We start from the raw sequence: 23,904 nt of genomic DNA, 5'->3' as shown, positions 1-23,904 counted from the left end.
AATAGAAGGAACAGCACGTGGCAGCATTTCCGGAAAAGGCAAAGGTCGTCATCATCGGTCTCGGCGGCATCGTCGGCGCCTCCATCGCCCATCATCTCGTCGAGCGGGGATGGGACGATATTGTCGGCATCGATAAGTCGGGCATACCGACCGATATCGGCTCGACAGCCCATGCCTCGGACTTCTGTTACACCACGAGCCACGACTATCTGTCGGTCTGGACGACGCAATATTCGATCGATTTCTACGAGAAGATGGGCCATTACGCCCGCATTGGCGGCCTCGAAGTGGCCCGCACCGGCGACGATGCCTGGATGGAGGAAATCAAGCGCAAGCTATCCTCGGCACGCGCTTTCGGCACCCGCGCTCATTATGTCAGCCCTTCCGAGATCAAGGAGAAGTTCCCGCTGATCGAGGAAGATCAGGTGATGGGCGGCCTTTACGATCCGGATGCCGGCCTCGTCATTCCGCGCTCGCAAACCGTTGCCGGCAAGCTGGTCGATGCCGCCGAAAAGGCCGGCAAGCTTAAGGTGTTCGGCAACACGCCGGCCAAGTCGCTGATCGTCGAAGGCGGTCGCATCAAGGGTGTGGTCACCCATCGCGGCACGATCATGGCCGACCACGTCATCGTCTGTGCCGGCCTCTGGGGGCGCCTGATCGCGGAGATGGTCGGCGAAGACCTGCCGGTCATGCCGGTCGACCACCCGCTCACCTTTTTCGGTCCGTATAACGAATTCGAAGGCACCGGTAAGGAAATCGGCTTCCCGCTGCTGCGCGATCAGGGCAACTCCGCCTATATGCGCGATACCGGCGACCCGGCGACGACGGAGGGCGGCCAGATCGAGTGGGGCTATTACGAAGCCACCAATCCGCGCATGTGCCACCCGCGCGACATTCTCGAAAAACACGAGGCGCGCCTGTCGCCTTCGCAGCGCGACCTCGAGATGGAACAGATCATCGAGCCGCTCGAGCGCGCCATGGAACTGACGCCGATCCTCGGCGAGCTCGGCTATAACGAAGGTCACTCCTTCAACGGCCTGCTGCAAGTATCGGCAGGCGGCGGCGCATCCTGCGGCGAGAGCCAGAAGGTGCGCGGTCTCTGGTACTGCGTTGCCATCTGGGTCAAGGACGGCCCGGGCTACGGCAAGCTGATCGCCGACTGGATGACCGATGGCCGGACTGAAATCGATCACAACAGCATCGACTATGCCCGCTTCTATCCGCATCAGCTGACGGAAGAGTTCATCGAGGGCCGCTGCTACGAAGCCGCCCAGAAGATCTATTTCCCGGCTGTTCACACCCGCGAACCCTATGCATCCGGCCGCAACGCCAAGCGCTCGCCCTTCTACGAGCGCGAAAAGGAGCTCGGCGGCTACTTCATGGAACTCGGCGGCTGGGAGCGTGCGCACGGCTACGCCGCCAACGAGCACCTTCTGGAGAAATACGCCGACCGCGTCCCGGTCCGCGAGAACGAATGGGACAGTCGCCATTTCTGGCGCGTGTCGAATGCCGAGCACCTGGCGATGAGCGAGGATTGCGGCATCGTCAATCTCAGCCACTTCCACATGGTCGATATCGAGGGACCTGACCATGTCGAACTGATGGAATGGCTGTGCGCCGCCAAGATCGGCGGCGATGCAAACATCGGCAAGGGCATTTACACCCACTTTCTCGACGACGAAGGCATGGTGCGCGCTGACTTCACCGTCTTCCGCATGGCCGACCGGTGCCGCCTCGTCAACGGCGCCGATGCCGGCCCGCGCGACCTTCACTACATGAAGCGGGTCGCCGAAGACCGCGGCCTCGACGTGATCATCACCGACGTCTCGGAAAAATTCGTGACGATCGGCATCTGGGGTCCGAACGCGCGCGACACGCTGAAGAAGACTGTCGCCGATCCGGCCGGGCTCGATCAGGAAAACTTCGCCTTCGCGGCGATCAAGCCGATCGAAATCGCCGGCAAGCCCGTCACCGCCTTCCGCATCTCCTATGTCGGCGAGCAGGGCTGGGAACTGCACATGAAGTACGAAGACGGCCTCGCCGTCTGGGACGCGCTGCGCGCGACCGGCGTGATGGCCTTCGGCGTAGAGACCTATGCGAACTCGCGCCGCATGGAAAAGAGCCTGCGCCTGCAGAACGGCGACCTCCTGACCCAGTACAACCTGATCGAAGCCGATCTCGCCCGTCCGAAAGTCAAAGAAGCCGATTTCCGCGGCAAGGCAAAGCACCTGGAATACAAGGCGCGCGAACACCAGCCGGCCATGCTCTGCACGCTTGTGATGACCGAGAATACCGACAAGTCGGGCGTGAAGCGTTATCCCGTCGGCAACATGCCGGTTGTCGATCCCGCCACGGGCGAGGTCCTGGTCGACGAGCTTGGCCGTCGGTCCTACACGACCTCGGTCGCCTACGGCCCGACGGTCGGAAAGAACATTGCGCTAGCCTATCTGCCCTGGTCGCATTGCCAGGTCGGACGCAGGCTAAATGTCGAGTATTTCGCCGAGACTTATCCGGTCGAGGTCGTCGGCGTCGGATACAAGCCGATCTATGACCCAGAAAATCTGAAGCCGCGCACTTAGCAGGCAAGCGCTTGTGGCGCCCCAAGCAATGGGGCGCCATCATCCGATTGCCTTATGCCTTCGGCGTCTAGAGAAGCTTTACCGCCATGTCCGCGGGCAAGCCTCCAGTTCCTGCCGAGTGCCTCGTCGAAATCGACTGGCGAGGCAGTTCGCTTGCCTTGCCCTCGGCCCACATCCCACGCAGCTCGATGTCTCCACTGCGCTTCTACCATTTGGCGGACCAGTCGCGCATCGCTTCGCGGATGACTTGGCTGGCACCGCCTGCGACCGCGTCGCGCAGCAGGTTGGCATGTTGGAGCTACGCTTGTCGGAAGAATTATTGCCCGCCTGACACTCTGCGAAGAATATTTCGACGCAATTTCGCCGACGCTTATCTTCTTGCGCGACGCCAGCCTGCAGCGCGGGCTTCAGCCTCCGAGCAAAACCACCTCTCCCCATACCGAGGGGAAATGTTGGTTTTCTCGTAGTACTCTTGGCCTGGCAGATGGTAGATGCGCTCGTGGCTGCCGATGCTCACATTGCCTTTGATCGTACAGCCGACGCCATGGTTGGCGAATGAAGCACCCGCTGCTTCGACGCCAAGGTATCCGGCGACCCCTGCTCCGATAATCGCGAGATAGAATGCCTCCATCGTGAACCGTGGGCGGGCCCGTTCTTGGTTGTATATCTGGGCGAAAATGAGCGGTGGGTCGGCATAGGCCATCAAGTGCGAATCCTGCGCACCATCGCAAGCCCTGGTTGAATAGCTGGTTAATCCCTCTCCGCGCAGATCGTTAAAAATGCACCGGTATGGATTGCTTCAAGCAGCCAGTCGAGAGGCAGGCGGTGCCGCTCCCGGCTTCAGCTCGTTAATGGATACACGCATCATCACAGATGTTACATCTTACGAAATCGGTCCCGACGTCACAGGGATGTCACCCAACCGCCGCGTACCCGGCGTTTCGTCAATAAGCGAATCTGATAGATCATGACGCGTGTAGAATTCGATAGTGAGGCATGATGTCGTCCGAAATTCGCTCACCCTTTTCGGCATCATGCTCTGGCAAGTGGACAATCGATGCTTGAAACTCTCACATGGTCCGGAGTGCTTGCCGATCCTGTCGTCCAGGCCGGGACGCTGGCCGTGGTCGGCGCGATCGTCACGCGCATAGCGCTTCGGCCCTTCCCGAGCTGGAGGCTCGCCGGCCAGGTGTTCTTCTTCGCGGCGCTGACCGTCCTGCTACTCTATCATGACATCGTGCCCTATCAGGTCGGGCCGACAACGGCATCGACCTTCGAACGAGTCTTCATCGCCCTTGCCAAGGTTGTCTGGTGGATCAACGCGGCCTGGGCGTTGATCGCCTTCGTCCGCGTCTTCCTGATCTTCGAGCGCCAACCGCGCGAAGGCCGCCTCGTTCAGGATCTGGTCATCGGCCTGATCTATCTCGGCGCGATCCTCTCGGTGGTCGCCTATGTCTTCAGCTTTCCCGTCGGCACGCTGATCGCCACGTCTGGCGTCCTTGCCGTCATTCTCGGTCTGGCGATGCAGAGCACCCTGAGCGACGTCTTTTCCGGCATAGCGCTCAATCTCGGCCGGCCCTACGCGATCGGCGACTGGATCGTGCTGAATGACGGCGTCGAAGGCCGTGTCGTCGAAACCAACTGGCGCTCCACCCATCTGCTGAACGGCTCGAACGACCTCGTCGTCCTGCCCAACAGTTTTCTGGCCAAGGTCGGGCTGACCAATCTCAGTAGTCCTGACCGCAGTCACGGCGCGACGCTGACGGTCCGCGTCGTGCCGACAATCGGGCCGTCGGCGATCATCGACGTCATGCGCGCCGTGCTCTTGAGCAGCGACTCGATCCTGACTGAGCCGAAACCCGGCGTGCAGATCAAATCACTGACGTCGGACGCAATCGAGGTGGAGCTCTCCTTCCGCGTCCGGGATATCGGCCAGGCGGGGCCGGCGAAAAACGAAATATTCGACCTGATCTACCGCCATGTCAAAGCCGCGGGTCTCACCTTGGCGCGACCGCTCGACGCCGCCGGCCCACCGCCCGAGCAATTGCAGCCCGAGGAGATGGCAAAGCCGCACCGGCCGACGCCGCTCAAGCTTCTCGACGCCATCCCGCTGTTTTCCTCACTGACCGAGGACGAGAAGGAAACGCTCGCAGCCTCGATGACGCGGCGGACCTACAAGAAGGATACCATCCTCATCGAGCAGGGCGATACGGTCGCATCGCTGATGATCGTGCGCAGCGGCGCCCTCGTCGCCACACGGAGGGAAGGCCACAAGGAAATCGAACTCGGCCGGCTGGCGCCGGGCGATTATTTCGGCGAAAGCGGGCTGCTGATTGGCGTCGGCGAGGCCGGCCAGCCTGCGGGCGTTGACCTTCGTCGTCGTCTACGAGATTGCCCAGGCAAGCCTGACGCCGCTGCTGCACGACCGGCCCGGCATCGCCGAAGAGCTTGCCGCCACTTTGTCGCGCCGCATCGAAACCGGCCAGCATTCCTTCGCGGCCGACGGCGCCACGCTGAACGGCGGCTCGGTTGGCTCGCTGGTGACGCGCATCCGTCATCTGTTCCAGGTGCCGCAGTAGCGTTCCAGGGCAATGGTCGCGCGAGGCCTTTTACAGCTGGGATCATATCCGCTTCAATGCGAACCCCGAGAATGAGGTACGCTCCGTCCCGGCGAACGAGGAGCTGATGGCTTGCTACGTTTCGCCCAGAGCGGCCCGGCAGGAGGTTGGCAAGGCGCTAGGCGCCTCACTGAGAAAAAGCGGGGACCCCTTCGGTTGGACTCATCTTGAGCGCTCACCCCTTTTAGAAGCCATGGACTATCGGGCTGGTAGTTGACAGGACGTCTATCGCGCAACGCGCTTGTAGAAACAATCAACTCATCATATATGACATTATAAGTAACTTTATCGGCCATATCTGGGATGACTGCCATGGGATCGCCCAAATCGAAACCTGCCCTCCAAAGGCTCGGACACGACGTCCGCGGCGCTCGTTTGCGGCGCAGCATGGCCGTGGTCGATCTGGCGGTGCGGGCGGGCACGTCGCCGAGCACCGTCGCGCGCTTGGAAAAGGGAGATCCTGGTGTCGGGATAGGCACGCTCGCCGATGTTCTCGTTGTGCTTGGCCTCGTCGACCGGTTGGCCGACCTGGTCGACATCCGGAAAGACGATCTGGGTCTGGCGTTGACCGCCGAACGCCAGCCACGTCGCGGACGGTCTTTTGCGACTACGCTGCGCAGGCAGAGGGCCAAGGGTAAGACGGCACAGGAGGATCCGGATGTCGTTGATCCAGACGGCGCTTCATTCTGATGCCTGAGTTCAACGCCCATGTCGTTCTCGGCGAGAGCCTGACACCCGTTGGCCAGTTGCGTATCCGATCCAAGCTCTTGAGGAGGCGCTCCCGCGAGAGAACGACGCGGAAGGCGGACGGCTGAATAGAGGAAAATTGAGGGTCGCCGTGCGACGTTGCTCCGCCGATCGAGGTCCAAAAGGCCTTCTTGAGAGCGCCCGCCAAACTCCGTTCTCACAGTTCGGTGCGGGGTTTGGTCCCGTCACCATTCTGTGGCACACTGACGCCGGCGACAATTGACGGGCTCATCATGACCTCAGAACGTTTCTCCGAGTGCCTGCTGCATATCCGGTGGACGCCAATCAACATTGCCTCGGCACTGCAATGCGAGCTGTCGTGGATTGAATCAATGGAGGCCGGCAACGAAGAAATTCCGAATGTTCTGGCAACGTGGCTCGAAACACTGGCTCAAGCCCACGAAGCGCTTCCGCCTCCAACGACCTATCGCGGTCGAAGAGCATAGGAGTGACCGGCGAGACTGCCTAATGAACCTTAGCTTGCGCACCTCCTCGGCTGGTGACGCGCATCAGCCACCTGTTCAAGGTGCCGCAATAGCGTTCCGAGGCTATTTCCGCTGAAACCTCTTCCGCGCCGCGCGTGCCACGCTCTCGGCGAGGACCATCAGACAGCCGACGAGAAGCAGAGCAGCGCCGAGCAGCGCGTCGACATGCGCGAATTTCACCAGCACGCCGACGGCGGCGATCAATAGCAGCGCCAACAGCGCCAGCGCGCCGTCGTCGATGAACATGCCGAAGAACTCCCTGAAGACGACTTTAAGAATATTCATCATGCGGCGACCTCGGCATGGGTGTTGGAATAGCGGCGCAGCATCCGGACTGCGGCGAAGGAAAAGACGGCGAGCACGGCAAGGATCGCCAGAAGCGAAAGATCGGCGCCCGGCCAGTCGGCGCCAACGCCCTCGCCAATCCAGAATATGCCGAAGGCGCTGAGCAGCAGCCCGACGACGAATTTGAGGCTGTTCTCTGGAACCGCCGAGAGCGGTTTGTGCACGAAGATGCCGATGATCAGCACTAGCAGGAAGGCGGCGGCGGCCCCAAGGCTGGCATAACCCATCATGCCGTGTCCGGCGCCGGTGGCGATGACGATGAACACCACTTCGATCCCCTCGAGCAGAACCGCCTTGAAAGCCGCGATCCCTGCCAGGAAATTGGCACGGCGCTCGGCGGATTGGCGCCGCAGGCTGTCGGTCTCGGCCGCAAAGGCCTTCTCTTCGTCGTGCAGCGCGATGAAGCCCGAGGCCCGCAAGATCGCCTTGCGCAACCAGCGCAGGCCGAAAAGAACGAGCAACGTTCCGATGACGAACTGCATCAGCTCGATCGGAATGAGGCCGAGCAGCGGACCTAGAGCCAGCACGAGAAGAGCGAGAAGGGCGAGTGCAAGACCGGTGCCGATGAAGGCCGGACGCCAGCTCTGCGTGACGCCGACGGCGAGGATGATGGTGAAGGCTTCAACGACCTCGACGAAGGAGCCGAGAAACGCGGCCGTGACCGTCGAGGTGATCGTTGTCAAAGTTGTCATGGTTCTTGTCCGTTATGTCGGCGGAAATCACGTATCAGCCTGAACTGCTGTCCCCTCTTACATTTTCCGGCTTCGCCAACATCATCTGGAGCGCGGCTCGGAACGAATCGCTTCGAAATCAGCCAGCAGCCGAGCGCCCAGAGTGCACCGGCGCACCATCCAGCCAAGACGTCCGTGGGATAGTGGACGCCGAGGTAGATCCGGCTCAAACCGATGATGACGGCGAGGAAGACGCCGACGCCCATGACGAAGATCCGCGTCGACCGGTAGCGCTGTGTCCGGGCCAGCAGCGCCCCAAGCGTCAGATAGGTCACCGCCGAGACCATCGCGTGTCCGGAGGGAAAGCTGAGATCGCTCACCTCGACCAGGTGCGGCACGATATCGGGGCGCGGCCGGGCGACGAGGATCTTCAAGAGCGTGCTCGCCAGCCAGCCGGTCAGCACCGAGGAAAAGACGAAGATCGCGATCGGCCAGCGCCGGTCGAGCAGAAGATAGACGGTCACGAGAACCGTCATCAGCGAGAGAACGGTAATGCCGCCGAGGCTGGTTATGTCGCCGATGGCATGCGTCAGCCAGCCGGGCCCGATCGGCACGGCAAGTTCGCCAGGCCGTCGCAACGCCAGCAGGATCGCGTCATCGAAGCGGAACGTCTCGCCCTCAAGAACCTCGCTCGTCAATCGCTGCAGCACGAACAAGCCTCCCGCGATGGATGCCAGCATAATCAGCGTCAGCGGCTCATAGGCCGTTAGCCTCGTCAGAAAACCTCGTCGTTGAACCTCGGTCATGCCACCGTCGAGCTCCCATTGCATCATGTCGGTCCTCGCGCAAATCGGCAACGCGACCTCGGGATTCAAGACACCGCTGCATTCGAAACGTCCCTGAAGCACGTTTTTACGCCCGGCGTCGCCGCCGTCCATGATTCATCGACGCTGGCTCGGCCCGCGGCCTAGAAGGCGTCGACGCCTTGGAATGGCGTGAGCGGCACGCTCAACGCGGTGACCGACCTTATCAAGGCGTCATCCCGGTACGCCCATGGACGTGTCCCCGCCTTCGCTACCTATGACGATCCTAGTTTGATGGCTATCGGCGGTCTGAAAGAGGCAAAATGTTTCCATCATTAATCCTTTCGCAATGAGCGCGCATGCCGAGGCGAAATGTGCTATGGTCTGTTGGTCGGCACCAAACATCGTTGCCGGCCTATCGCCACTGCACATCAAGGATTTCAGTGGCTTATGTGCGGTTTTGTCATAAACGCACACTTCCTCGGGACCTCTGGTCAAACCGACGGCCGTCCCGTAGTTTTTCACCACACCCACAGGCGTTTGGCTTGACATCCAAGCTCCCTATGCGGAGCTGCCATGCCCCACTTCGACCAATCGACCGTTGGAAATACCCTGCTGAAAAAGTTGAGCGCGGACCGCTTCGCACGCCTGTCGGGAGCGATGGAGCGCATCGACCTGCCATTACGGCATGCTCTTGTCGCCAGCGACGTGCCGACCACGCATGTTTGTTTCCTGGAAAGGGGCCTGGCATCCATGGTTGTCAGCAGCATCGACGAAGAAGTTGTGGAAATTGGCCACATCGGGCGCGAAGGCGCATCCGGCATGCACGTCGTCCTGGCGGTAGAGACCACCCCCACGCGCACGTTCATGCAAGTCGCGGGGTCCGGAATTATGGTGCCGATGGAGACATTTCAGCGCGCGCTCGCCGATGATCCCGAGATGAAGGATTTCTTCCTTCGCTATGTTCACACAACCGTGCTGCAGCTCGCCCATTCGGCGCTCGCCAACGCCCGCTACAATGTGCATGAGCGGCTGGCTCGATGGATCCTGATGTGTCACGACCGCCTCGAAGGCAATGACCTGGCCATTACCCATGAATTTCTGGCATTGATGCTCGGCGTCCGCCGTTCGGGCGTCACCAACGAACTACACGTCCTTGAGGGCGTCCACGCCATCCGATCGACCCGCGGAAACGTTAGAATTCTGGACAGGGAAAAATTGATCGAAATTGCCGGTGGCTGTTATGGAGTGCCGGAGCGCGAATATGAGAGGTTGCTGGGTCTTCCGCTCCGCCCCAGATAGATTTAGCCCATTGGCTTCACCGCTTCCGCAAAGGGCAACACGAGCAGGATATCGCCTGTTTCGTTTCTGATCTCGACGCTTCTTGACGAAATGTCATATCCAAGCAGCACGGCACTGCTCATCAATGCGCGCGCATCACGCACCGCTTCAACGCGAGCGGCATCCAAATCGGCAAGCTCGGTTCCTTCCCAGTCGTCGAGCGATCCTGCTTCAGACAGAATGTTGAAGTAAAAGCGTGGCATTCGAAATCCTTCAAAGCCTGGAAGGACAAGTCGCCTATCTTGCCGGTCCGCGGCGTTCAGATCAACAGCATTGGGCCCGCCTTCGTCATCGGCGCCGATGTCCTTACGGCCACTGTGCGCAACCGCACTGATGGTTGGCGGCGAGGTACCAATGGATTAAGTTTTCAACGCGAGCTTCAACTCAAGATTAATCTGGAGCGGCGACGCGTAGGAGGATGATATGATCGATCTCAATCTCTCGCTCCAGACGAAAGACGTGAACGTGCTTACGGAGGCGGTTCGAACCTGGTACCGGCATAACCGCGTCACGCCGACGGAACGAGCAACGGAATTGCTCTGCAGCGCGGCTGTCGATCTCTTTAGCCAAGGGCACAGGACGCCGGAGGAACTGGTCACGCTGCTGATCATGAAGTTTGACAGCCCTCTTTCGCTGAAGATCAACGCGGCGACGTCCACTGCTCATCACTAGCGAATTCGATTTCATCCCTTGGCATGACCGCAGGGCTGCTCCTATCGGATTTTGGAGGCATCGAAATGCTTCAGTCCCTCATTACCTTGTCCGATCAAGACATTGATATCGTCATCACCGCGGTTCGGCGGTGGTGCACGAAGAACCACTGTGAGATCGATAGCAACGAGGGCCGCCGCGCCCTGACCCTTGCCATCGATCTCGTTCAGCACTCCGCTCGAGACACGCTCCTCCAGAACCTAATCGAGCGCCTTGGGCCGCACCCGCCATCGGGGATCGACGCGGAAAGCTCCGGCGCTCACTCGTGGAGGTCAAGCTGAGGGCGGATTTGAAAGGCGAGGATTGAACCTTTCGAGGTTCGGCCGCCATCTCATTTTGGCCTGGCTTCTGTTGCCACTTGAATCTCGCGCGGCCTGCCTCGACGATACCCCGTCCCGCTTCGGCTGAGAGCCTGGATGCGCTACTTGGACATCATCCGGCAGAATGTTTATGAATCATCCGCGGGCAATACATCGGAAGCCCAGATGGCAAGTTGCTGTGTCGACGGGTTGCGCCATGCGCGCGGCCGGCCGGTAGCGGCGGCAATAATTGGGTGCGCAAAGATGTGAACCGCCTTTCATGACCTTGCGTGGAATGCTGATTTGCGGTTGGCGCGGATCATGGCTGTTGGAGAGTTCAGCGCCGACGGGATTCGAGATTGTGCAGCACGGGCTGTCGATCATGCCATGCTCTTGATACCAGTCGGTCGTCCATTCCCAGACATTGCCGGCCATATCGAACAAACCATAGCCGTTGGCCGGAAAACTTCCCACGGGAGATGTCCCCTCGAAACCGTCTTCCCGACTGTTCTGGAGGGGAAACTCGCCCTGCCAGGTGTTGGCCATATGCCGGCCGCCGGGTAACATTTCCCCGCCCCAGACATAGTCCGCCGCCTCAAGCCCGCCGCGTGCGGCGAACTCCCATTCCGCTTCGGTCGGCAGTTCCTTGCCGGCCCAGGCCGCATAGGCTTTCGCGTCCTCGAACGCGACGTGGACAACCGGGTGCTCCAATAGCCCCTTGATCGTGCTTGCCGGTCCCCGCGGATGGCGCCAGTTCGCTCCGCGCACATATTTCCACCAGTTGTAGTGGTTCGTGAGATCAACGGGCGACTTCGGCTTGATGAAAACGACCGATGCTGGTGCCAGCATCTCCATGATCGCACCCGGATAATCCGCCGGGTTGGCCGGCCGCTCCGCCGTGGTGACATAGCCGGTCGCCTCGACAAAGGCGGAAAACGCCCAGTTCGTCACCGGGCATGTGTCCATCCAGAAACCGTCGACGCGAACCCTGTGTGCCGGGGCTTCCTCCGCATAGTGGCGATCCGAGCCCATCAGGAAATCGCCGCCGGGGATCCATGACATACCGCCGCTCGGAGGAGCTTTCGCAATCCGTGGTTCCACCATGGCGTCGCCTTGCGTTCGACCTTCACTTATCATTCATTCGCGGAGACCTTCACTCGATCGCCGCCGTGCTGTGTGCCTTCATCAACACGGACGAGAATTCGTCTTCGCCAATCGTTGTTTGCACCTACCGCACCTCGCGATGCTCAAAGAACAGACCCCAAAGCCTTCCTTTGCCGAGCGCCACTCCGAGTTCCCTCGAAGCCAGATAAGGGATCAAGATCAGTAGCATGATCGCGCTCATGGCCAGGAGTTCGGGTAACCTGCCGGCCATACCTGTGATCACAACCGAGAGCGTCCGGCCATGGAGGAACCCAACGACGCACTCTTCGGCGAGCGACATGACGAGGATCAGCGAAAGATAGAGTGCCGCCTTATATGCCACGACGCCGACGAGTCTCGAACCGCCGGACCTCTCTCCCAGCCGGATCGTATGACCGAGCAGGATGAACTTTCCGAGAATGAGGGCCTTGAGCGCGGGTATACCGAACACAAGAAATTCCACACCCTGACCACCGAGCACTGCCATTTTGTAGAGGAGGATAGCCGCGAAACAGACATAGAGATAGGCGCAGAGGAAGGCATACTCCTTTATCTCGTGCCTCGCTCGCTGGAGAATGGTCGTTGTTTGCCTGTTCTCATTCGCGATCATTGATCTTTTCCGATCCGAAAATTAACGGCGCATCCTTGCCTTTCGTCAAAGCGTGATCACTGTCCGCCACCCCGCTGGAGTTTCTCAAGCACATGGTCCATCGAGAAGCTTCCCGGCGCCTGGCGGGGCGGATATTTTACATAGGTTTGAAGATGTTTGGCCACATATGCCTGGGCCGGAACCAGCGCGAAGGCATGTTCTACACGCCATCTTGCATAGTCTCCCGCTGCATGCTGGGCAATTTCGAACGGATCGGCGCGCAGGTCGATTAACTTCGGAAATCTCAGTGTGATCAGAGGATCCTGCCACACGTCCAACCCCTCTGCTCGTTGTTCCATGAACACCAGCTTCCAGCGGTCGTAGCGCAATCCGGCCAGGCTTCCGTCATCAGTCCAGTAAAAATACTCCTTGCGCGCCCCAGGCCCTGTGCCATCAAGCAGTTTGCGTTGATTGTAGCCGTCAAGATGCACGTTGAATGTCTTGCCGGCCGCTTCATAGCCGTTCAGAAGCTTGGCTGCGATGTCCGGCTCGCCGGCTGCCGCAACCAAGGTCGGAAGCCAGTCTTCGTGGGAGACAATCTCGTTGATCTCGGTTCCCGGTTTGACAACGCCCGGCCAGCGCACCATCCCGGGCACGCGGTAGCCCCCCTCCCAATTTGTATTCTTTTCGCCATGGAACGGCGTTGTGCCCCCGTCAGGCCAGGAGAACACCTCTGCACCGTTATCGGTCGTCCAGACAACAATGGTGTTTTCGGCGATTCCAAGATCATCGAGCTGGTCGAGCAGCTGGCCAACCATACCGTCAAATTCGGCCATGCCGTCGGCAACGATCCCCAACCCCGTTTTGCCTTCCGACTCAGCCTTAAGATGCGTGTAGATATGCATCCGGGTCGAGTTGAACCAGCAAAAGAACGGTTTGTCGGCTTTGGCGCTGCGGTCGATGAAGTCCTTGGCAGCGCCTAGGAATTCCTCATCAACGGTTTCCATGCGTTTTCTATTGAGCGGTCCCGTATCCTCAATCGTCTGCTTGCCCACTCTTCCGAAACGCGGATCCTCGGTCGGATCGTCTGTCTCGCTTGCTTTGCATTTCAGCACGCCACGCGGTCCGAATTTTGCGAGAAACTGTGGATCCTTCGGGTAATCGGGGTTCTCCGGTTCTTCTTCGGCATTGAGGTGATAGAGGTTGCCAAAGAATTCATCGAAGCCATGGACCGTTGGCAGAAATTCGTTGCGATCGCCGAGATGGTTCTTGCCGAACTGGCCGGTAACGTACCCTTGTGGCTTGAGCAGTTCGGCGATTGTCGGATCCTTCTCAGACAGACCCTCCTTGGCTCCGGGAAGCCCGACTTTTAGCAGCCCCGTGCGAAAACAGCTTTGGCCTGTGATGAAGGCCGCCCGCCCCGCCGTGCAGGATTGCTGAGCGTAGAGATCGGTGAACATCGCACCTTCGTCGGCGATACGGTCGATATTTGGCGTCTGGTATCCCATCTGCCCGCGATTGTAAGCGCTGGTGTTCCACCAGCCGATGTCATCGCCGAAGATCACAAGGATGTTCGGTTTCTTTGCTCCTGCCTGGGCAAGCGCCGGGATGCTGGCGATCGGACAGAATGCCGTTAAAGCGATTGCCGAACCGCCGGCCAGCAGGATTTGGCGACGGGTGGCGTTGTAACCTTGCCGGTTGCTCTTGCTGCTCATCGTGGCGCTCCCGTTCACGTTATCGGCTGTTTGGCTGCTTCCAAAAATTTAGCGCAAATACGGTCCCGCGCTATTGCACTTAAGGGAGGGTCGGTGTGCTTTGCCCTGAGCAGGGCACTTTAGGCGCCAAGCTGTCAGCCCGCTCAATGGCCGCCTGTAAATTCACGGGCGGCTGCATCATAGATGTCTAAAGATTCAAATTGCAAATTACAAAGATCGGCAATCAACATCGGCAATTTTCTTGATTTTAGCATGTTAACTTATTGATTATAATCGTATTTTATAAATTATAAGGTCGGCAAAGCTGCCGCCGATGCGACGCCGACCGCCGTGCTGGGGAGCGCATGGTCTCCGGCTCTCAGGTCACAATCCCAATGCTTTGTTGATGGCCGCAATCAGCGCGGCTCCGGAAAACTGCTTCTGCAGATAAGCAACGCATCCCACCTTTTCCGCCTCTGCCTTCACGGAGGCGGTTTCCAGTGCCGTGATGAAAATCACTGGAAGGGTCGTCCCGTCGGCCTTCAGCCTGCGTTGCAGATCGATGCCGGACATGCCACCGAGGTCGATATCAAGGACAAGACAGTCTATCGCCGCTTTGGGATCGCGAGCGAGAAAGGCCTCGGCGGATGCAAACTCCATGGCCAGAAAACCGTAGGCGTTGAGCAGCCGCCCCAGGCTGCGCCGCAGGCTTGCGTCATCGTCGACGACAGCGACCGTGCGGCGAAGGTTCTCCACCTCATGCCCCCTCTTTCGAACCTATGAGAGACTAACGGTTGCCGGTCAAATTAGGCCGCTTAGAGGTCGATTGATATTGTCCTAAGGGGAAGGATATCGGATCAACCCGCTGACGATGCCGTATCCTGATCGATGAGACCGATATTCGCGGCGATCGACACGGCCTCGGCCAGCGAACGTACCCCAAGCTTTTCCATGACCTGATGGCGATGCACCTTCACCGTTCGCTCCGAGATGCCGAGCGCATGAGCGATCTGCTTGTTGAGACGGCCGCGAATGAGGAACCGGAACACTTCGGCCTCGCGCGGGCTAAGCCCCGCCACCAGCGACCGCTGGCCCTGGAGACGGTCGTGTTCGGCCCGCTGTCTTTCATATTGGATAAGAGCGCGATCGATCGCCCCCATCAATGTCGCTGCGGTAGAACTTTTCTCCAGAAAATCCTTGGCGCCCGCCTTCATCGCCTCGACGCTTGCCTTGATGTCTCCTTCCCCCGTCAGGAACACGACCGGAAATAGCGGCGCCAGCTCGCACAGCCGGCGTTGGATCTGCAGGCCGGATTGGCCAGGCATCTGGAGGTCGAGAAGAACGCAGCCCGGCTCGCAAGCGGAAAGTCGGGAAAGAAACTGATCCCCGGATTCATAAGCTTCGACCCTAAGGCCGTTTGCGGAAAGCAGCCTTGCGGTCGCCGTCCGGTAGGATTTGTCGTCATCGACGATATGGACAACCGGTTTCATCTCGATTGCTCCTCCCTGTGGGCGAGAGGCAGGGCCACGCGAAAGACCGCGCCTCCCTCGGGGCGGTTGTCGGCACGGATGGTACCGCCATAGGTCTCGAGAATGGCGCGGGCTATGGACAGACCCAGCCCCGTCCCCGCCTGCTTGGTGGTATAGAACGGTTCGAATATGCGGATCAGCCTCTCTTCCGGAATGCCGTCTCCGGTGTCGGAGACCCGCAGCTCCGCCTTTTCGTTCGCCAGTCCCGTCGCGAAGGTAAGAGTTCTCCCGGCCGGAACGGCGTCCAGCATGGCGTCCATCGCGTTGGTCGCCAGATTGAGAATGACCTGCTGCACGTGAACCTTGTCGGCACGCACCGGCAGTTCACCGGGCGGCTGGGTTGAGGTCAGCGTAATTCCGCGCCGTTCCGCCTCGCCGTGAATGATGTGGATTGCGCTCGATGTGACATCGTTCAGATCGAACTCCTGCCAATCGATCTCGCTTCTCTTCTTGAGCAACCCTCTCATCCGGCTGATAATATCGCCTGCGCGTTGATCGTCCTCCTGGATGTCGAGAAGAATCTGCTGGATCAGCCCGTGATCCGGGTTTGCACTCCGCAGCAGCACCGAGGCAGCCTCAGCGTTGTTTCGGATGGCCGATAGCGGCTGGTTCAGTTCGTGAGCGATCGACGAGGATAGTGCGCCGGCCGTCGCGGACTGGTTGAGATGGACAGCTTCAAGCAGGTGAAGCTGCGAGCTGCGCTCGGCGTCGCGGCGGCGCCTCCTCTCGAGCAGAAGCACCGAGATGATGCTGGCCTGCGCCAGCACGAGGCCGCCCCCCGCCACCAACACGATCCAATGTTCCTCCCAGAGACTCCTCTCCTTGTGCATCTGGATCGTGCCCGGCGGCAGATCCTTTTCGGCGAGCCCCCAGCGCTTGAGCTGCCGGGCATCGGCGACATAGGTCTGTGGCGCTTCGAGATCGGATACCGGCTTGCCGGCAATCGCATCGATGACGAGGTCACCGACGGTCCGGCCGAGCGCTTCGAATGTGACGGTATTGCCGCCGACGACGCCATGATCGATGTAGGTCTGATAAGGGCCGTAGACAGGCGCGCTGGCCGTCGACGCGATCTGTCTGATCGCGTCGCGCGGAATGAAGTTGCGCCCTGCCCGATCCTTAAAGACCGTCAATGCCAGGATGATGCTGTCGGGCGGTACGCGGGAAGCACGTTCGACCAATTCGTCGATCGTCAGATCTTCCAGATAGGTCGTCGTATCATAGGATTTGGAGAACTGTTTCAAATCCACGCGGGCCGTCGTCAGCCAGCTCCGGTCGAAGTCGGACGAGCCACCGACGACGTAGAGGTGGCGGGCATCGGGCTGCAGGCCGCGGGCCATCTCAGCCGTCTTCAGAATGTCGAAGGTCGAGAAGGCTCCGATAACGTCATCGGGCAAGTCGATCTTCTCGGCGGTGGCGGTGCCGAAACCGGCGGCGACGATTTTTGCGCCTGGAGCGATCGTGCCGCGGTTCGCGACGAAGAAGCTCGTCGATTCCCGGCCGAGGGCCACGACCACGTCGGGGCGGCGCGCCGCGTATTTCTCGCCCAGATAGCGTGCCATGCGCGCGACGTGGTCACCTTCCGGAAACCGCGAGAGATCCAGGAACTCGGAAAACAGGTCGATCTTGCCGTTTGTCGCCTCCAGCAAACGGGTCCGCAGCGCCTCTCCAGCAGCGGTCGTCGCCGCGATCCTCTCGTCATAGGGATAGAGGACGAGGACGCGGGGAACCCGGTCAATGATGGCAATAGAGGTGTCGGAGGCTGCGGCCTGGCGACTGGGCACACTCATGGCGACGACCGCCAACAAAAAGGCAGCGCAGCATAATCGACCTGACCATTCGCCCAAGCCCATCCGCTTTCCCCCCAAAGCCGGGCGACAATAACAGCTTCCCGCTGCGTCGTCATCTGCGCATCACTACTGTCGATTGCCACACATGAAGATTCCCTAAAGTACAATATCGAGCGAAGGCAGCATTCGCTAGGGTTCAGCACGCCGGGGCAGAGATGCGCCGGCTTCGCAACCCGCCGGAGACAGTTCCGGCAGGATCTTCGTTTTCAAAGCAGTCTAGTTGAATCGACGATGCAATCGCAGGCCTTTGCCGCGCGGCTTCGTCATTCAAGAACGTCAACGGAGGGATTTGAAATGAACAGCAGAATCCTTATCCGCTGCATCGGAGCACTGGCTTCATCCACCATTCTTTGGTGTGCGGCCTCGCCCCTGCAAGCGCAGGACTCCCAACGAAAACCCAACATCCTGTTCATCGTTTCGGATGATACCGGCTACGGTGATCTCGGCCCCTATGGCGGAGGTGAAGGTCGCGGGATGCCGACCCCGAACATCGACAAGCTTGCTGAAGACGGCATGACCTTCTTCTCCTTCTACGCCCAGCCGAGTTGCACGCCCGGCCGTGCGGCCATGCAGACGGGGCGAATACCAAACCGCAGCGGCATGACGACTGTCGCCTTTCAAGGTCAGGGCGGTGGCTTGCCCGCGGCCGAATGGACACTTGCATCCGTGCTGAAACGTGGCGGCTATCACACCTATTTCACCGGCAAATGGCATCTCGGCGAAGCGGACTACGCCCTACCGACTGCGCAGGGTTATGATGAGATGCGGTACGCCGGCCTCTACCATCTGAATGCCTATACGTATGCCGATCCCACCTGGTTCCCGGACATGGATCCGAAGCTGCGGGAGATGTTCCAGAAGGTGACCAAGGGGGCTTTGTCCGCCAAGGCAGGAGGACCAGTGACCGAAGAATTCAAGGTCAATGGCCAATACGTCGACACACCCATGATCGACGGTAAGGAGGGCGTTGTCGGCATTCCGTTCTTCGACGGCTACGTAGAGAAAGCGGCACTGGGCTTTCTGGACGAGGCTGCCAAAGCACCGGACGAACCCTTCTTCATCAACGTGAACTTCATGAAGGTCCACCAGCCGAACATGCCGGCCCCGGAGTTCGAGCACAAGTCCATGTCGAAGTCGAAGTATGCGGACTCGATCGTGGAACTCGACACCCGCATTGGCCGAATCATGGACAAGTTGCGGGAAACCGGGATGGACCGCAACACGCTGGTTTTCTACACCACCGATAATGGGGCGTGGCAGGACGTCTATCCGGACGCCGGATACACCCCGTTCCGCGGAACCAAAGGCACCTTGCGAGAGGGTGGCAACCGTGTTCCTGCGATTGCGGTGTGGCCCGGAAAGATCAAACCCCGCACCAAGAACCACGACATCGTCGGTGGTCTCGATCTAATGGCGACATTCGCCGCCGTCGGCGCGGTTCCGCTACCCGACAAGGATCGCGAAGATAAACCGATCATATTCGATAGCTACGACATGTCGCCGATCTTGCTCGGCACCGGTAAATCGGAACGCAAGTCATGGTTCTACTTTACCGAAAACGAGCTCTCGCCCGGTGCGATACGCGTCAACAACTACAAGTTCGCGTTTAATATCCGCGGGGATAACGGAGCCTCGACGGGCGGGCTGGCGGTCGACACCAACCTCGGCTGGAAGGGTGAGGAGAAGTATGTCGCCACCGTGCCCCAGGTGTTCGATCTGTGGCAGGACCCGCAGGAACGCTACGACATTTTCATGAACAACTTCACCGAGCGGACCTGGATGGGCGTCGTCATGGGCGAAGAATTGAAGAAGATCATGGCCACCTACGTGGAGTACCCACCTCGCAAACCCCAGAGCCTGACCTACAATGGTCCCATCACGCTATCGGACTACAGTCGTTTTCAGTGGATCCGAGAATCGTTGGCAAAGGAAGGCGTGAGCATTCCTATGCCGACCGGAAACTAAGTCTTTGGCAGCCCCGGAGCGATCCGGGGCTGCCGTATAGTTCCGAGTTTTAGATTGCTGCAAGCTAGTCGTGGAGGATTTGCGATGATTTCGGCACGTAATTTCCGGTATTTTTCCCGCGGCGTCGCGCTCGCCGCTGCAGTATGGCTTTTTGCCGCGGCGGCGGCGGTCGCTCAGACGGACGCACTGCCTTCGTGGAATGATACTGCGCCGAAGCAAGCGATTATCTCCTTCGTTGAGAAGGTGACAAAACCGGGTTCAGCCGAGTTCGTCCCGGAAGCGGCGCGTATCGCCGTTTTCGACAATGATGGAACCCTGTGGGTCGAGCATCCGATGTATACGCAGCTGGCGTTCGCCCTGGACCGAGTGAAGGGGCTTGCTCCGCAGCATCCGGAATGGAAGCAAACGCAGCCGTTCAAGGCCGTGCTCGAAGGCGATATGAAGACGCTCGCGGCATCCGGCGAAAAGGGCCTCGTCGAGCTTATCATGGCCACGCATGCCGGAATGACCAGCGACGATTTCCAGAAGGTCGTCACTGATTGGCTCGCTTCGGCGCGCGACCCTAAATTCAAGCGGCCATACACCGAACTCGTCTATCAGCCGATGGTCGAGCTTCTCGCCTATCTCCGCGCCAACGGCTTCAAGACCTTCATCGTGTCAGGCGGAGGCATCGAGTTCATGCGGCCATGGGTGGAGAAGGTCTACGGTGTCCCGCCGGAGCAGGTTATCGGCTCGTCGATCAAGACCGAATTCAGGATGCAGGACGACACGCCGACCCTCTTTCGCCTCCCCGAAGTCAATTTCATCGACGACAAGGCCGGTAAACCCGTCGGAATCAACCAGCAGATCGGCCGGCGGCCGATTGCCGCCTTCGGCAATTCCGACGGAGATCTCCAAATGCTGCAATGGACGACCATGGCGGGCGCACCTGCTAGGCTGGGCGTGCTGATCCATCATACCGATGCGGAGCGTGAATACGCCTACGACCGAGATACAGAGTTCGGCCGCCTCGACAAGGCGCTCGATGCAGCCGCGATCACCGGCTGGACCGTCGTCGATATGAAGGCCGACTGGAAGCAGGTCTTCAAGGACTAGGACTGCGCCCTCACGCCAGAGAGTTCAACCTGCGGCGGGACCTTGCAAAACGTCATATGGGAGTGATTGAGTGGCAGCGTCTGTTCGATCAGCAGCGGTGAGAGGAACACACCTCCTGTTCTTCCTGTTGCTCGCCTTTGCCGGGCGCAGCCTTGCGAGTGACGACATTTCGATACCCGCCTCCGATCCGCAGATATCTATCCACGAAGGTTTCGTGGACGAAAGGACGTGCGCATCCTGCCACGCCGATCAGGCGGCGGCTTTTTCGAAATCCCACCATGCAAAGGCCATGGCACTGGCCGACAACGGAACGGTGCGTGGCGATTTCGACAATAGCAGGTTCGAACATGACGGCGTCGTCACGACCTTCACCCGCCGCGCCGGCCGCTTCTTCGTTAACACCGAGGGAGCGGACGGCGGCCAGGCCGAGTTCGAAGTCAAATATACCTTTGCCTACGAACCACTGCAGCAATACCTCGTCGACATTGGAGGAGGGCGGCTGCAGGCTCTCGACATCGCCTGGGATACAGCCAGACGGCAGTGGTTCTGGCTCGGAAACGGCACCCCGGCCAAACCCGGATCGACCTATCATTGGACAGGTCCTTTCTACCGCTGGAACCGCACCTGTATCGATTGCCATTCGACCGATCCCCAAGCGGGGTTTCAACCGCAGACGAACGAATACAAGTCGACCTACGTCGCCACCAGCATCGGCTGTCAATCCTGTCACGGCCCGGGCGCAAAACACGTGGCTTTGGCGCGATCGGGCAACGCATCATCCTCGGTCAAGCCGGATACAGGTCTGCCGAAAGTCGATGCGGGCATCTGTTTGGCCTGCCATGCCAGGCGCACCAAACTGCTGGACGGCTATCAACCGGGAAAGCCCTTTCTTGATTATTTCTCCCCTGCCCTGCTCCGGCAGGATCTTTATTTCCCGGACGGACAGATACTCGACGAGGTCTTCGAATATGGCTCGTTTCAGCAAAGCAAGATGGCAAGGGCGGGCGTGACCTGTCTCGATTGTCATCGGCCGCACGAGGCCGGCCTCAAGGCGGAGGGCAATGCCCTGTGCACGCAATGCCATACCGAGACGAAGCCGGAGCGCTTCGTCAACCAGGATCCGAGCGGGCTGTTCGACACTCCCGCGCACACCCGCCATCAGGCCGGTTCGACTGGAGCACAATGCGCCAACTGCCACATGACCGAACGCACCTACATGAAGGTCGACCCGCGCCGCGACCACTCCTTCGTCATCCCACGGCCCGACCTGTCGGCAACGCTTGGAACGCCGAATGCATGCACGACCTGCCATGTCGGCAAAACCGATGATTGGGCAGCCGATACGATGGACAAATGGTACGGAACGCAATGGCGCAAACGCGCGTCGATCGCCCATGCCTTCGCCGGAGCTGCGAACCGTGATCAAGCCGCGGCGGAGGCTCTGCGCGCCCTTGTCATTGACCAAAACCAAGCAGGAATTGTCAGGGGCAGCGCCATCGCCGCAATGAGCCGAACTGGCGGCATCGACGTCACCGCCGACATTCGAACAGCCGCAACCGATGCAGATCCGCTTGTCAGGCTCGGTGCAGCGGAAGCGGCAGGCAATATTCCGCCGGAGCAGAGGCTGGATGCGATCGGCACCCTGCTCGGCGATGAAACGCGTGCGGTGCGCGTTGCTGCCGCCAATGCACTCGCCGGCACTCCTCCGCACCTCTTCGGCAATCAGCAAGGCAATTTCGAAGCCGCTGTCGCGGACCTGCGCGCCTATGTCGAAACGAACGCCGACGTCGCGGAAACACAAAGCAATTATGGCTTCTTCCTGTTCGCCCGGCAGGCGACGGCCGAGGCCGAAGCCGCCTTCCGGCGGGCGATCTCGCTCGACCCGACGCTGGTAACAATGCGCATCAATCTCGCCGAGTTCTACCGCGCCACCGGCCGAAACGAGAGGTCGGAGCAGACTTATGCCGAAGCGATCCAGATGGCGCCCGACCGCGCGGATCTGCGCTACGGACATGCGCTGTCCCTGGTACGCAAGCAGGCATTGCCCGAGGCGATAGCCGAACTCGAAGAAGCGGTGCGGCTCGATCCGCCAAACTCTCGGTACAAAACGACCTTTGCCGTCGCCCTCGATTCCGCTGGCCGAACGGGAGACGCCCTGGACAGGCTTGGCGGCTGGGCCACGGGCGGAGATCCCGACATCATTGGCCTGGCGCTCCAATACAGTCTCAAGCTTCGACGGCTGCCGGAGGCGCTGAAACACGCGGAGGATCTGGCGCGATTGAGGCCTCAGGACCCGCAGATTTCAGGCCTCATCGGGCAGCTGAAGCAGGCGATCAACGGGAAATAGGTATTTTAGCTTGTCCAAATCTACTTCTCGCTGCACAGTGCCGACTCGGGACAGCAGTGCCGAGGCGACAAACGGGATCGGGGGATTCTCATGAAGGCCATATACTTGCGTGCCATTCTGTTACTGGCGGGCATTTCTGCAGCGTCGGGCGGCAACGCCGCCGATATCACGCCGCTCACGCCGGAAGCAAAAATAGTCGAGAGCCAGAGCGGCTGGGAATTCACCTTCGCTCCATATTTCTGGGCTGCCGGCTTATCCGGCGACATTGGGCAGTTCGGGCTTCCGGAAGTTCATGTCGACGCGGACTTCGGCGATATCCTCCAGAACCTCGACTTCGCTTTCATGGCGGCAGGCGAAGCAAGATATGATCGCTTCAGCATCGTCGGTGACGTGATCTACACCAAGCTCGGTGCCGACGCCGACACACCTGCCGGCATCCTTGCCGAGAGCGTCGATGTGACGTCGAAGACCTTCGCGGGATTTCTTGGCGTCGGTTACGCCGTGCTCGAAGACCAAAATGGCCATCTCGACGTGGTCGGCGGCATGAAGGTCTGGTCGGCCAAAACCGAGATTTCCTTCAATGGCGGCATTCTGGCCGGAGTGGATGTCGAAGACAGCGCCACATGGGTTGATGCCGTCGCCGGCGTCAGAGGAAACTACTTCTTCACGCCGGAAATCTATCTCACCGGATGGGGTCTGGTGGGTGCCGGCGGCGCCGACCTCGACTGGGACGTGGCATTGGGCCTCGGCTACAAGTTCAACGACAGCATCTCGGCGGTCGCCGGATATCGCGCACTCGGCGTCAATTACGACAATGACGGGTTCGTCTTCGACGTCGTCCAGCAGGGGCCGATCTTCGGGGTCGCCATTCGGTTCTAACGCCCGGACTGGCGAACTTCGTGCTGTTGGCGATTATCCATCCGATATGCTCGCCATTAAAGACCTGATGTTCTCCAGGAGCCGGAACAACGACGTCCCCCAGGAAGCAGAGAGCTGCCGTGAAAAGACAGCGGCTCACAGTTCGGTCTCCAGCAAGGCTCGATCCTGGGGATATCGTTTCACTTCGCAGAACGCAGGGCTGAATTCAATCGGA

The 23,904-nt window shown here is 59.9% G+C and carries 21 protein-coding genes and 1 pseudogene; 11 read left to right on the top strand and 11 right to left on the bottom strand.

Annotation, left to right across the window (positions count from 1 at the left end):
- The first annotated feature begins 17 nt into the window (after window positions 1–17).
- Window positions 18–2,579 (top strand): GcvT family protein, encoded by a 2,562-nt coding sequence (locus AC244Q_RS29840; RefSeq protein ID WP_003554153.1) that lies wholly within the window; start codon window positions 18–20, stop codon window positions 2,577–2,579.
- A 370-nt stretch (window positions 2,580–2,949) separates the two neighbouring features.
- On the opposite strand, the gene AC244Q_RS29835 is transcribed toward AC244Q_RS29840, so the two are convergent.
- Window positions 2,950–3,282, bottom strand: coding sequence for a sunset domain-containing protein (locus tag AC244Q_RS29835; protein ID WP_348630302.1), 333 nt, complete (start codon window positions 3,280–3,282; stop codon window positions 2,950–2,952).
- A gap of 354 nt (window positions 3,283–3,636) precedes the next feature.
- Here AC244Q_RS29835 and AC244Q_RS29830 point away from each other — a divergent pair.
- The 3 genes and pseudogenes from AC244Q_RS29830 to AC244Q_RS29820 all read left to right on the top strand — a co-directional run bounded on the left by AC244Q_RS29830 (window position 3,637) and on the right by AC244Q_RS29820 (window position 6,390).
- Window positions 3,637–5,158: pseudogene (locus AC244Q_RS29830) on the top strand (mechanosensitive ion channel family protein).
- A gap of 351 nt (window positions 5,159–5,509) precedes the next feature.
- Window positions 5,510–5,887 carry a helix-turn-helix domain-containing protein gene (locus AC244Q_RS29825; RefSeq protein ID WP_012763398.1) on the top strand — a complete coding sequence of 126 codons (378 nt, stop codon included), beginning with the start codon at window positions 5,510–5,512 and terminating at the stop codon, window positions 5,885–5,887.
- Window positions 5,888–6,177: 290 nt separating this feature from the next.
- The gene (locus tag AC244Q_RS29820; protein WP_003554164.1) at window positions 6,178–6,390 is read left to right on the top strand and encodes a hypothetical protein; all 213 of its coding nucleotides are present in this window, start codon (window positions 6,178–6,180) and stop codon (window positions 6,388–6,390) included.
- 102 nt (window positions 6,391–6,492) lie between these two features.
- On the opposite strand, the gene AC244Q_RS29815 is transcribed toward AC244Q_RS29820, so the two are convergent.
- The 3 genes from AC244Q_RS29815 to AC244Q_RS29805 are packed head-to-tail and all read right to left on the bottom strand — an operon-like array spanning window position 6,493 to window position 8,251.
- Window positions 6,493–6,717, bottom strand: a complete 225-nt coding sequence (locus tag AC244Q_RS29815) for a hypothetical protein (RefSeq protein WP_003554166.1) — start codon at window positions 6,715–6,717, stop codon at window positions 6,493–6,495.
- Window positions 6,714–7,466 carry a COG4280 domain-containing protein gene (locus AC244Q_RS29810; protein ID WP_128407988.1) on the bottom strand — a complete coding sequence of 251 codons (753 nt, stop codon included), beginning with the start codon at window positions 7,464–7,466 and terminating at the stop codon, window positions 6,714–6,716. Before AC244Q_RS29810 ends, AC244Q_RS29815 begins: the two co-directional genes overlap by 4 nt.
- Window positions 7,463–8,251 carry a phosphatase PAP2 family protein gene (locus tag AC244Q_RS29805; protein WP_245460694.1) on the bottom strand — a complete coding sequence of 263 codons (789 nt, stop codon included), beginning with the start codon at window positions 8,249–8,251 and terminating at the stop codon, window positions 7,463–7,465. The genes AC244Q_RS29810 and AC244Q_RS29805 overlap by 4 nt, the downstream gene beginning before the upstream one ends.
- 573 nt (window positions 8,252–8,824) lie before the next feature.
- Here AC244Q_RS29805 and AC244Q_RS29800 point away from each other — a divergent pair.
- Window positions 8,825–9,550, top strand: a complete 726-nt coding sequence (locus AC244Q_RS29800; protein WP_128408314.1) for a Crp/Fnr family transcriptional regulator — start codon at window positions 8,825–8,827, stop codon at window positions 9,548–9,550.
- Window positions 9,551–9,552: 2 nt separating this feature from the next.
- On the opposite strand, the gene AC244Q_RS29795 is transcribed toward AC244Q_RS29800, so the two are convergent.
- Window positions 9,553–9,792, bottom strand: a complete 240-nt coding sequence (locus AC244Q_RS29795; protein ID WP_003554701.1) for a DUF6894 family protein — start codon at window positions 9,790–9,792, stop codon at window positions 9,553–9,555.
- Between the two features lie 220 nt (window positions 9,793–10,012).
- Here AC244Q_RS29795 and AC244Q_RS29790 point away from each other — a divergent pair, with 220 nt between their 5' ends.
- Together AC244Q_RS29790 and AC244Q_RS29785 are read left to right on the top strand one after the other, a co-directional pair.
- On the top strand, window positions 10,013–10,261 hold the full coding sequence (locus tag AC244Q_RS29790; protein ID WP_012763403.1) for a hypothetical protein: 249 nt from the start codon (window positions 10,013–10,015) through the stop codon (window positions 10,259–10,261).
- A gap of 65 nt (window positions 10,262–10,326) precedes the next feature.
- Entirely contained in the window at window positions 10,327–10,581 is a 255-nt protein-coding gene (locus AC244Q_RS29785) for a hypothetical protein (protein WP_012763404.1), read from the top strand.
- A gap of 174 nt (window positions 10,582–10,755) precedes the next feature.
- Here the strand turns inward: AC244Q_RS29785 and AC244Q_RS29780 are convergent, their stop codons facing one another.
- The 6 genes from AC244Q_RS29780 to AC244Q_RS29755 form a co-directional block, all read right to left on the bottom strand.
- Window positions 10,756–11,661, bottom strand: a complete 906-nt coding sequence (locus tag AC244Q_RS29780) for a formylglycine-generating enzyme family protein (protein WP_012763405.1) — start codon at window positions 11,659–11,661, stop codon at window positions 10,756–10,758.
- Window positions 11,662–11,827: 166 nt separating this feature from the next.
- Window positions 11,828–12,352 carry a hypothetical protein gene (locus AC244Q_RS29775; RefSeq protein WP_012763406.1) on the bottom strand — a complete coding sequence of 175 codons (525 nt, stop codon included), beginning with the start codon at window positions 12,350–12,352 and terminating at the stop codon, window positions 11,828–11,830.
- 56 nt (window positions 12,353–12,408) lie between these two features.
- A complete protein-coding gene (locus tag AC244Q_RS29770; protein WP_003554185.1) occupies window positions 12,409–14,046 on the bottom strand; it encodes an arylsulfatase in 1,638 nt (545 codons plus the stop codon).
- Window positions 14,047–14,409: 363 nt separating this feature from the next.
- Window positions 14,410–14,781, bottom strand: a complete 372-nt coding sequence (locus AC244Q_RS29765; protein WP_003554188.1) for a response regulator transcription factor — start codon at window positions 14,779–14,781, stop codon at window positions 14,410–14,412.
- A 101-nt stretch (window positions 14,782–14,882) separates the two neighbouring features.
- Window positions 14,883–15,515, bottom strand: coding sequence for a response regulator transcription factor (locus tag AC244Q_RS29760; protein WP_003554191.1), 633 nt, complete (start codon window positions 15,513–15,515; stop codon window positions 14,883–14,885).
- Complete coding sequence (locus AC244Q_RS29755) at window positions 15,512–17,407, bottom strand: sensor histidine kinase (RefSeq protein ID WP_012763408.1); 1,896 nt, start codon at window positions 17,405–17,407, stop codon at window positions 15,512–15,514. The genes AC244Q_RS29760 and AC244Q_RS29755 overlap by 4 nt, the downstream gene beginning before the upstream one ends.
- A 291-nt stretch (window positions 17,408–17,698) precedes the next feature.
- On the opposite strand from AC244Q_RS29755, the gene AC244Q_RS29750 reads away from it, so the two are divergent.
- The 4 genes from AC244Q_RS29750 (at window position 17,699) to AC244Q_RS29735 (ending at window position 23,690) form a co-directional block, all read left to right on the top strand.
- Entirely contained in the window at window positions 17,699–19,369 is a 1,671-nt protein-coding gene (locus AC244Q_RS29750; protein WP_012763409.1) for an arylsulfatase, read from the top strand.
- A gap of 84 nt (window positions 19,370–19,453) precedes the next feature.
- Window positions 19,454–20,464 carry an HAD family hydrolase gene (locus AC244Q_RS29745; protein WP_128407434.1) on the top strand — a complete coding sequence of 337 codons (1,011 nt, stop codon included), beginning with the start codon at window positions 19,454–19,456 and terminating at the stop codon, window positions 20,462–20,464.
- A gap of 70 nt (window positions 20,465–20,534) precedes the next feature.
- Entirely contained in the window at window positions 20,535–22,811 is a 2,277-nt protein-coding gene (locus tag AC244Q_RS29740; protein WP_128407433.1) for a tetratricopeptide repeat protein, read from the top strand.
- 90 nt (window positions 22,812–22,901) lie between these two features.
- On the top strand, window positions 22,902–23,690 hold the full coding sequence (locus tag AC244Q_RS29735; RefSeq protein WP_128407432.1) for a DUF481 domain-containing protein: 789 nt from the start codon (window positions 22,902–22,904) through the stop codon (window positions 23,688–23,690).
- Window positions 23,691–23,904 lie beyond the last annotated feature (214 nt).

This window comes from Rhizobium sp. CB2179, assembly GCF_057653455.1.
This window is presented reverse-complemented; position numbering and strand designations above follow the sequence as displayed.

What these genes read in the sequence shown, in the direction of transcription:
- AC244Q_RS29835 (WP_348630302.1), bottom strand. Translation starts at nt 3,282, where the DNA reads ATGGCCTATGCCGACCCACCGCTCATTTTCGCCCAGATATACAACCAA.
- AC244Q_RS29825 (WP_012763398.1), top strand. Translation starts at nt 5,510, where the DNA reads ATGGGATCGCCCAAATCGAAACCTGCCCTCCAAAGGCTCGGACACGAC.
- AC244Q_RS29820 (WP_003554164.1), top strand. Translation starts at nt 6,178, where the DNA reads ATGACCTCAGAACGTTTCTCCGAGTGCCTGCTGCATATCCGGTGGACG.
- AC244Q_RS29815 (WP_003554166.1), bottom strand. Translation starts at nt 6,717, where the DNA reads ATGATGAATATTCTTAAAGTCGTCTTCAGGGAGTTCTTCGGCATGTTC.
- AC244Q_RS29810 (WP_128407988.1), bottom strand. Translation starts at nt 7,466, where the DNA reads ATGACAACTTTGACAACGATCACCTCGACGGTCACGGCCGCGTTTCTC.
- AC244Q_RS29805 (WP_245460694.1), bottom strand. Translation starts at nt 8,251, where the DNA reads ATGACCGAGGTTCAACGACGAGGTTTTCTGACGAGGCTAACGGCCTAT.
- AC244Q_RS29800 (WP_128408314.1), top strand. Translation starts at nt 8,825, where the DNA reads ATGCCCCACTTCGACCAATCGACCGTTGGAAATACCCTGCTGAAAAAG.
- AC244Q_RS29795 (WP_003554701.1), bottom strand. Translation starts at nt 9,792, where the DNA reads ATGCCACGCTTTTACTTCAACATTCTGTCTGAAGCAGGATCGCTCGAC.
- AC244Q_RS29790 (WP_012763403.1), top strand. Translation starts at nt 10,013, where the DNA reads ATGATCGATCTCAATCTCTCGCTCCAGACGAAAGACGTGAACGTGCTT.
- AC244Q_RS29785 (WP_012763404.1), top strand. Translation starts at nt 10,327, where the DNA reads ATGCTTCAGTCCCTCATTACCTTGTCCGATCAAGACATTGATATCGTC.
- AC244Q_RS29780 (WP_012763405.1), bottom strand. Translation starts at nt 11,661, where the DNA reads ATGTCATGGATCCCCGGCGGCGATTTCCTGATGGGCTCGGATCGCCAC.
- AC244Q_RS29775 (WP_012763406.1), bottom strand. Translation starts at nt 12,352, where the DNA reads ATGATCGCGAATGAGAACAGGCAAACAACGACCATTCTCCAGCGAGCG.
- AC244Q_RS29770 (WP_003554185.1), bottom strand. Translation starts at nt 14,046, where the DNA reads ATGAGCAGCAAGAGCAACCGGCAAGGTTACAACGCCACCCGTCGCCAA.
- AC244Q_RS29760 (WP_003554191.1), bottom strand. Translation starts at nt 15,515, where the DNA reads ATGAAACCGGTTGTCCATATCGTCGATGACGACAAATCCTACCGGACG.
- AC244Q_RS29755 (WP_012763408.1), bottom strand. Translation starts at nt 17,407, where the DNA reads ATGGGCTTGGGCGAATGGTCAGGTCGATTATGCTGCGCTGCCTTTTTG.
- AC244Q_RS29750 (WP_012763409.1), top strand. Translation starts at nt 17,699, where the DNA reads ATGAACAGCAGAATCCTTATCCGCTGCATCGGAGCACTGGCTTCATCC.
- AC244Q_RS29745 (WP_128407434.1), top strand. Translation starts at nt 19,454, where the DNA reads ATGATTTCGGCACGTAATTTCCGGTATTTTTCCCGCGGCGTCGCGCTC.
- AC244Q_RS29735 (WP_128407432.1), top strand. Translation starts at nt 22,902, where the DNA reads ATGAAGGCCATATACTTGCGTGCCATTCTGTTACTGGCGGGCATTTCT.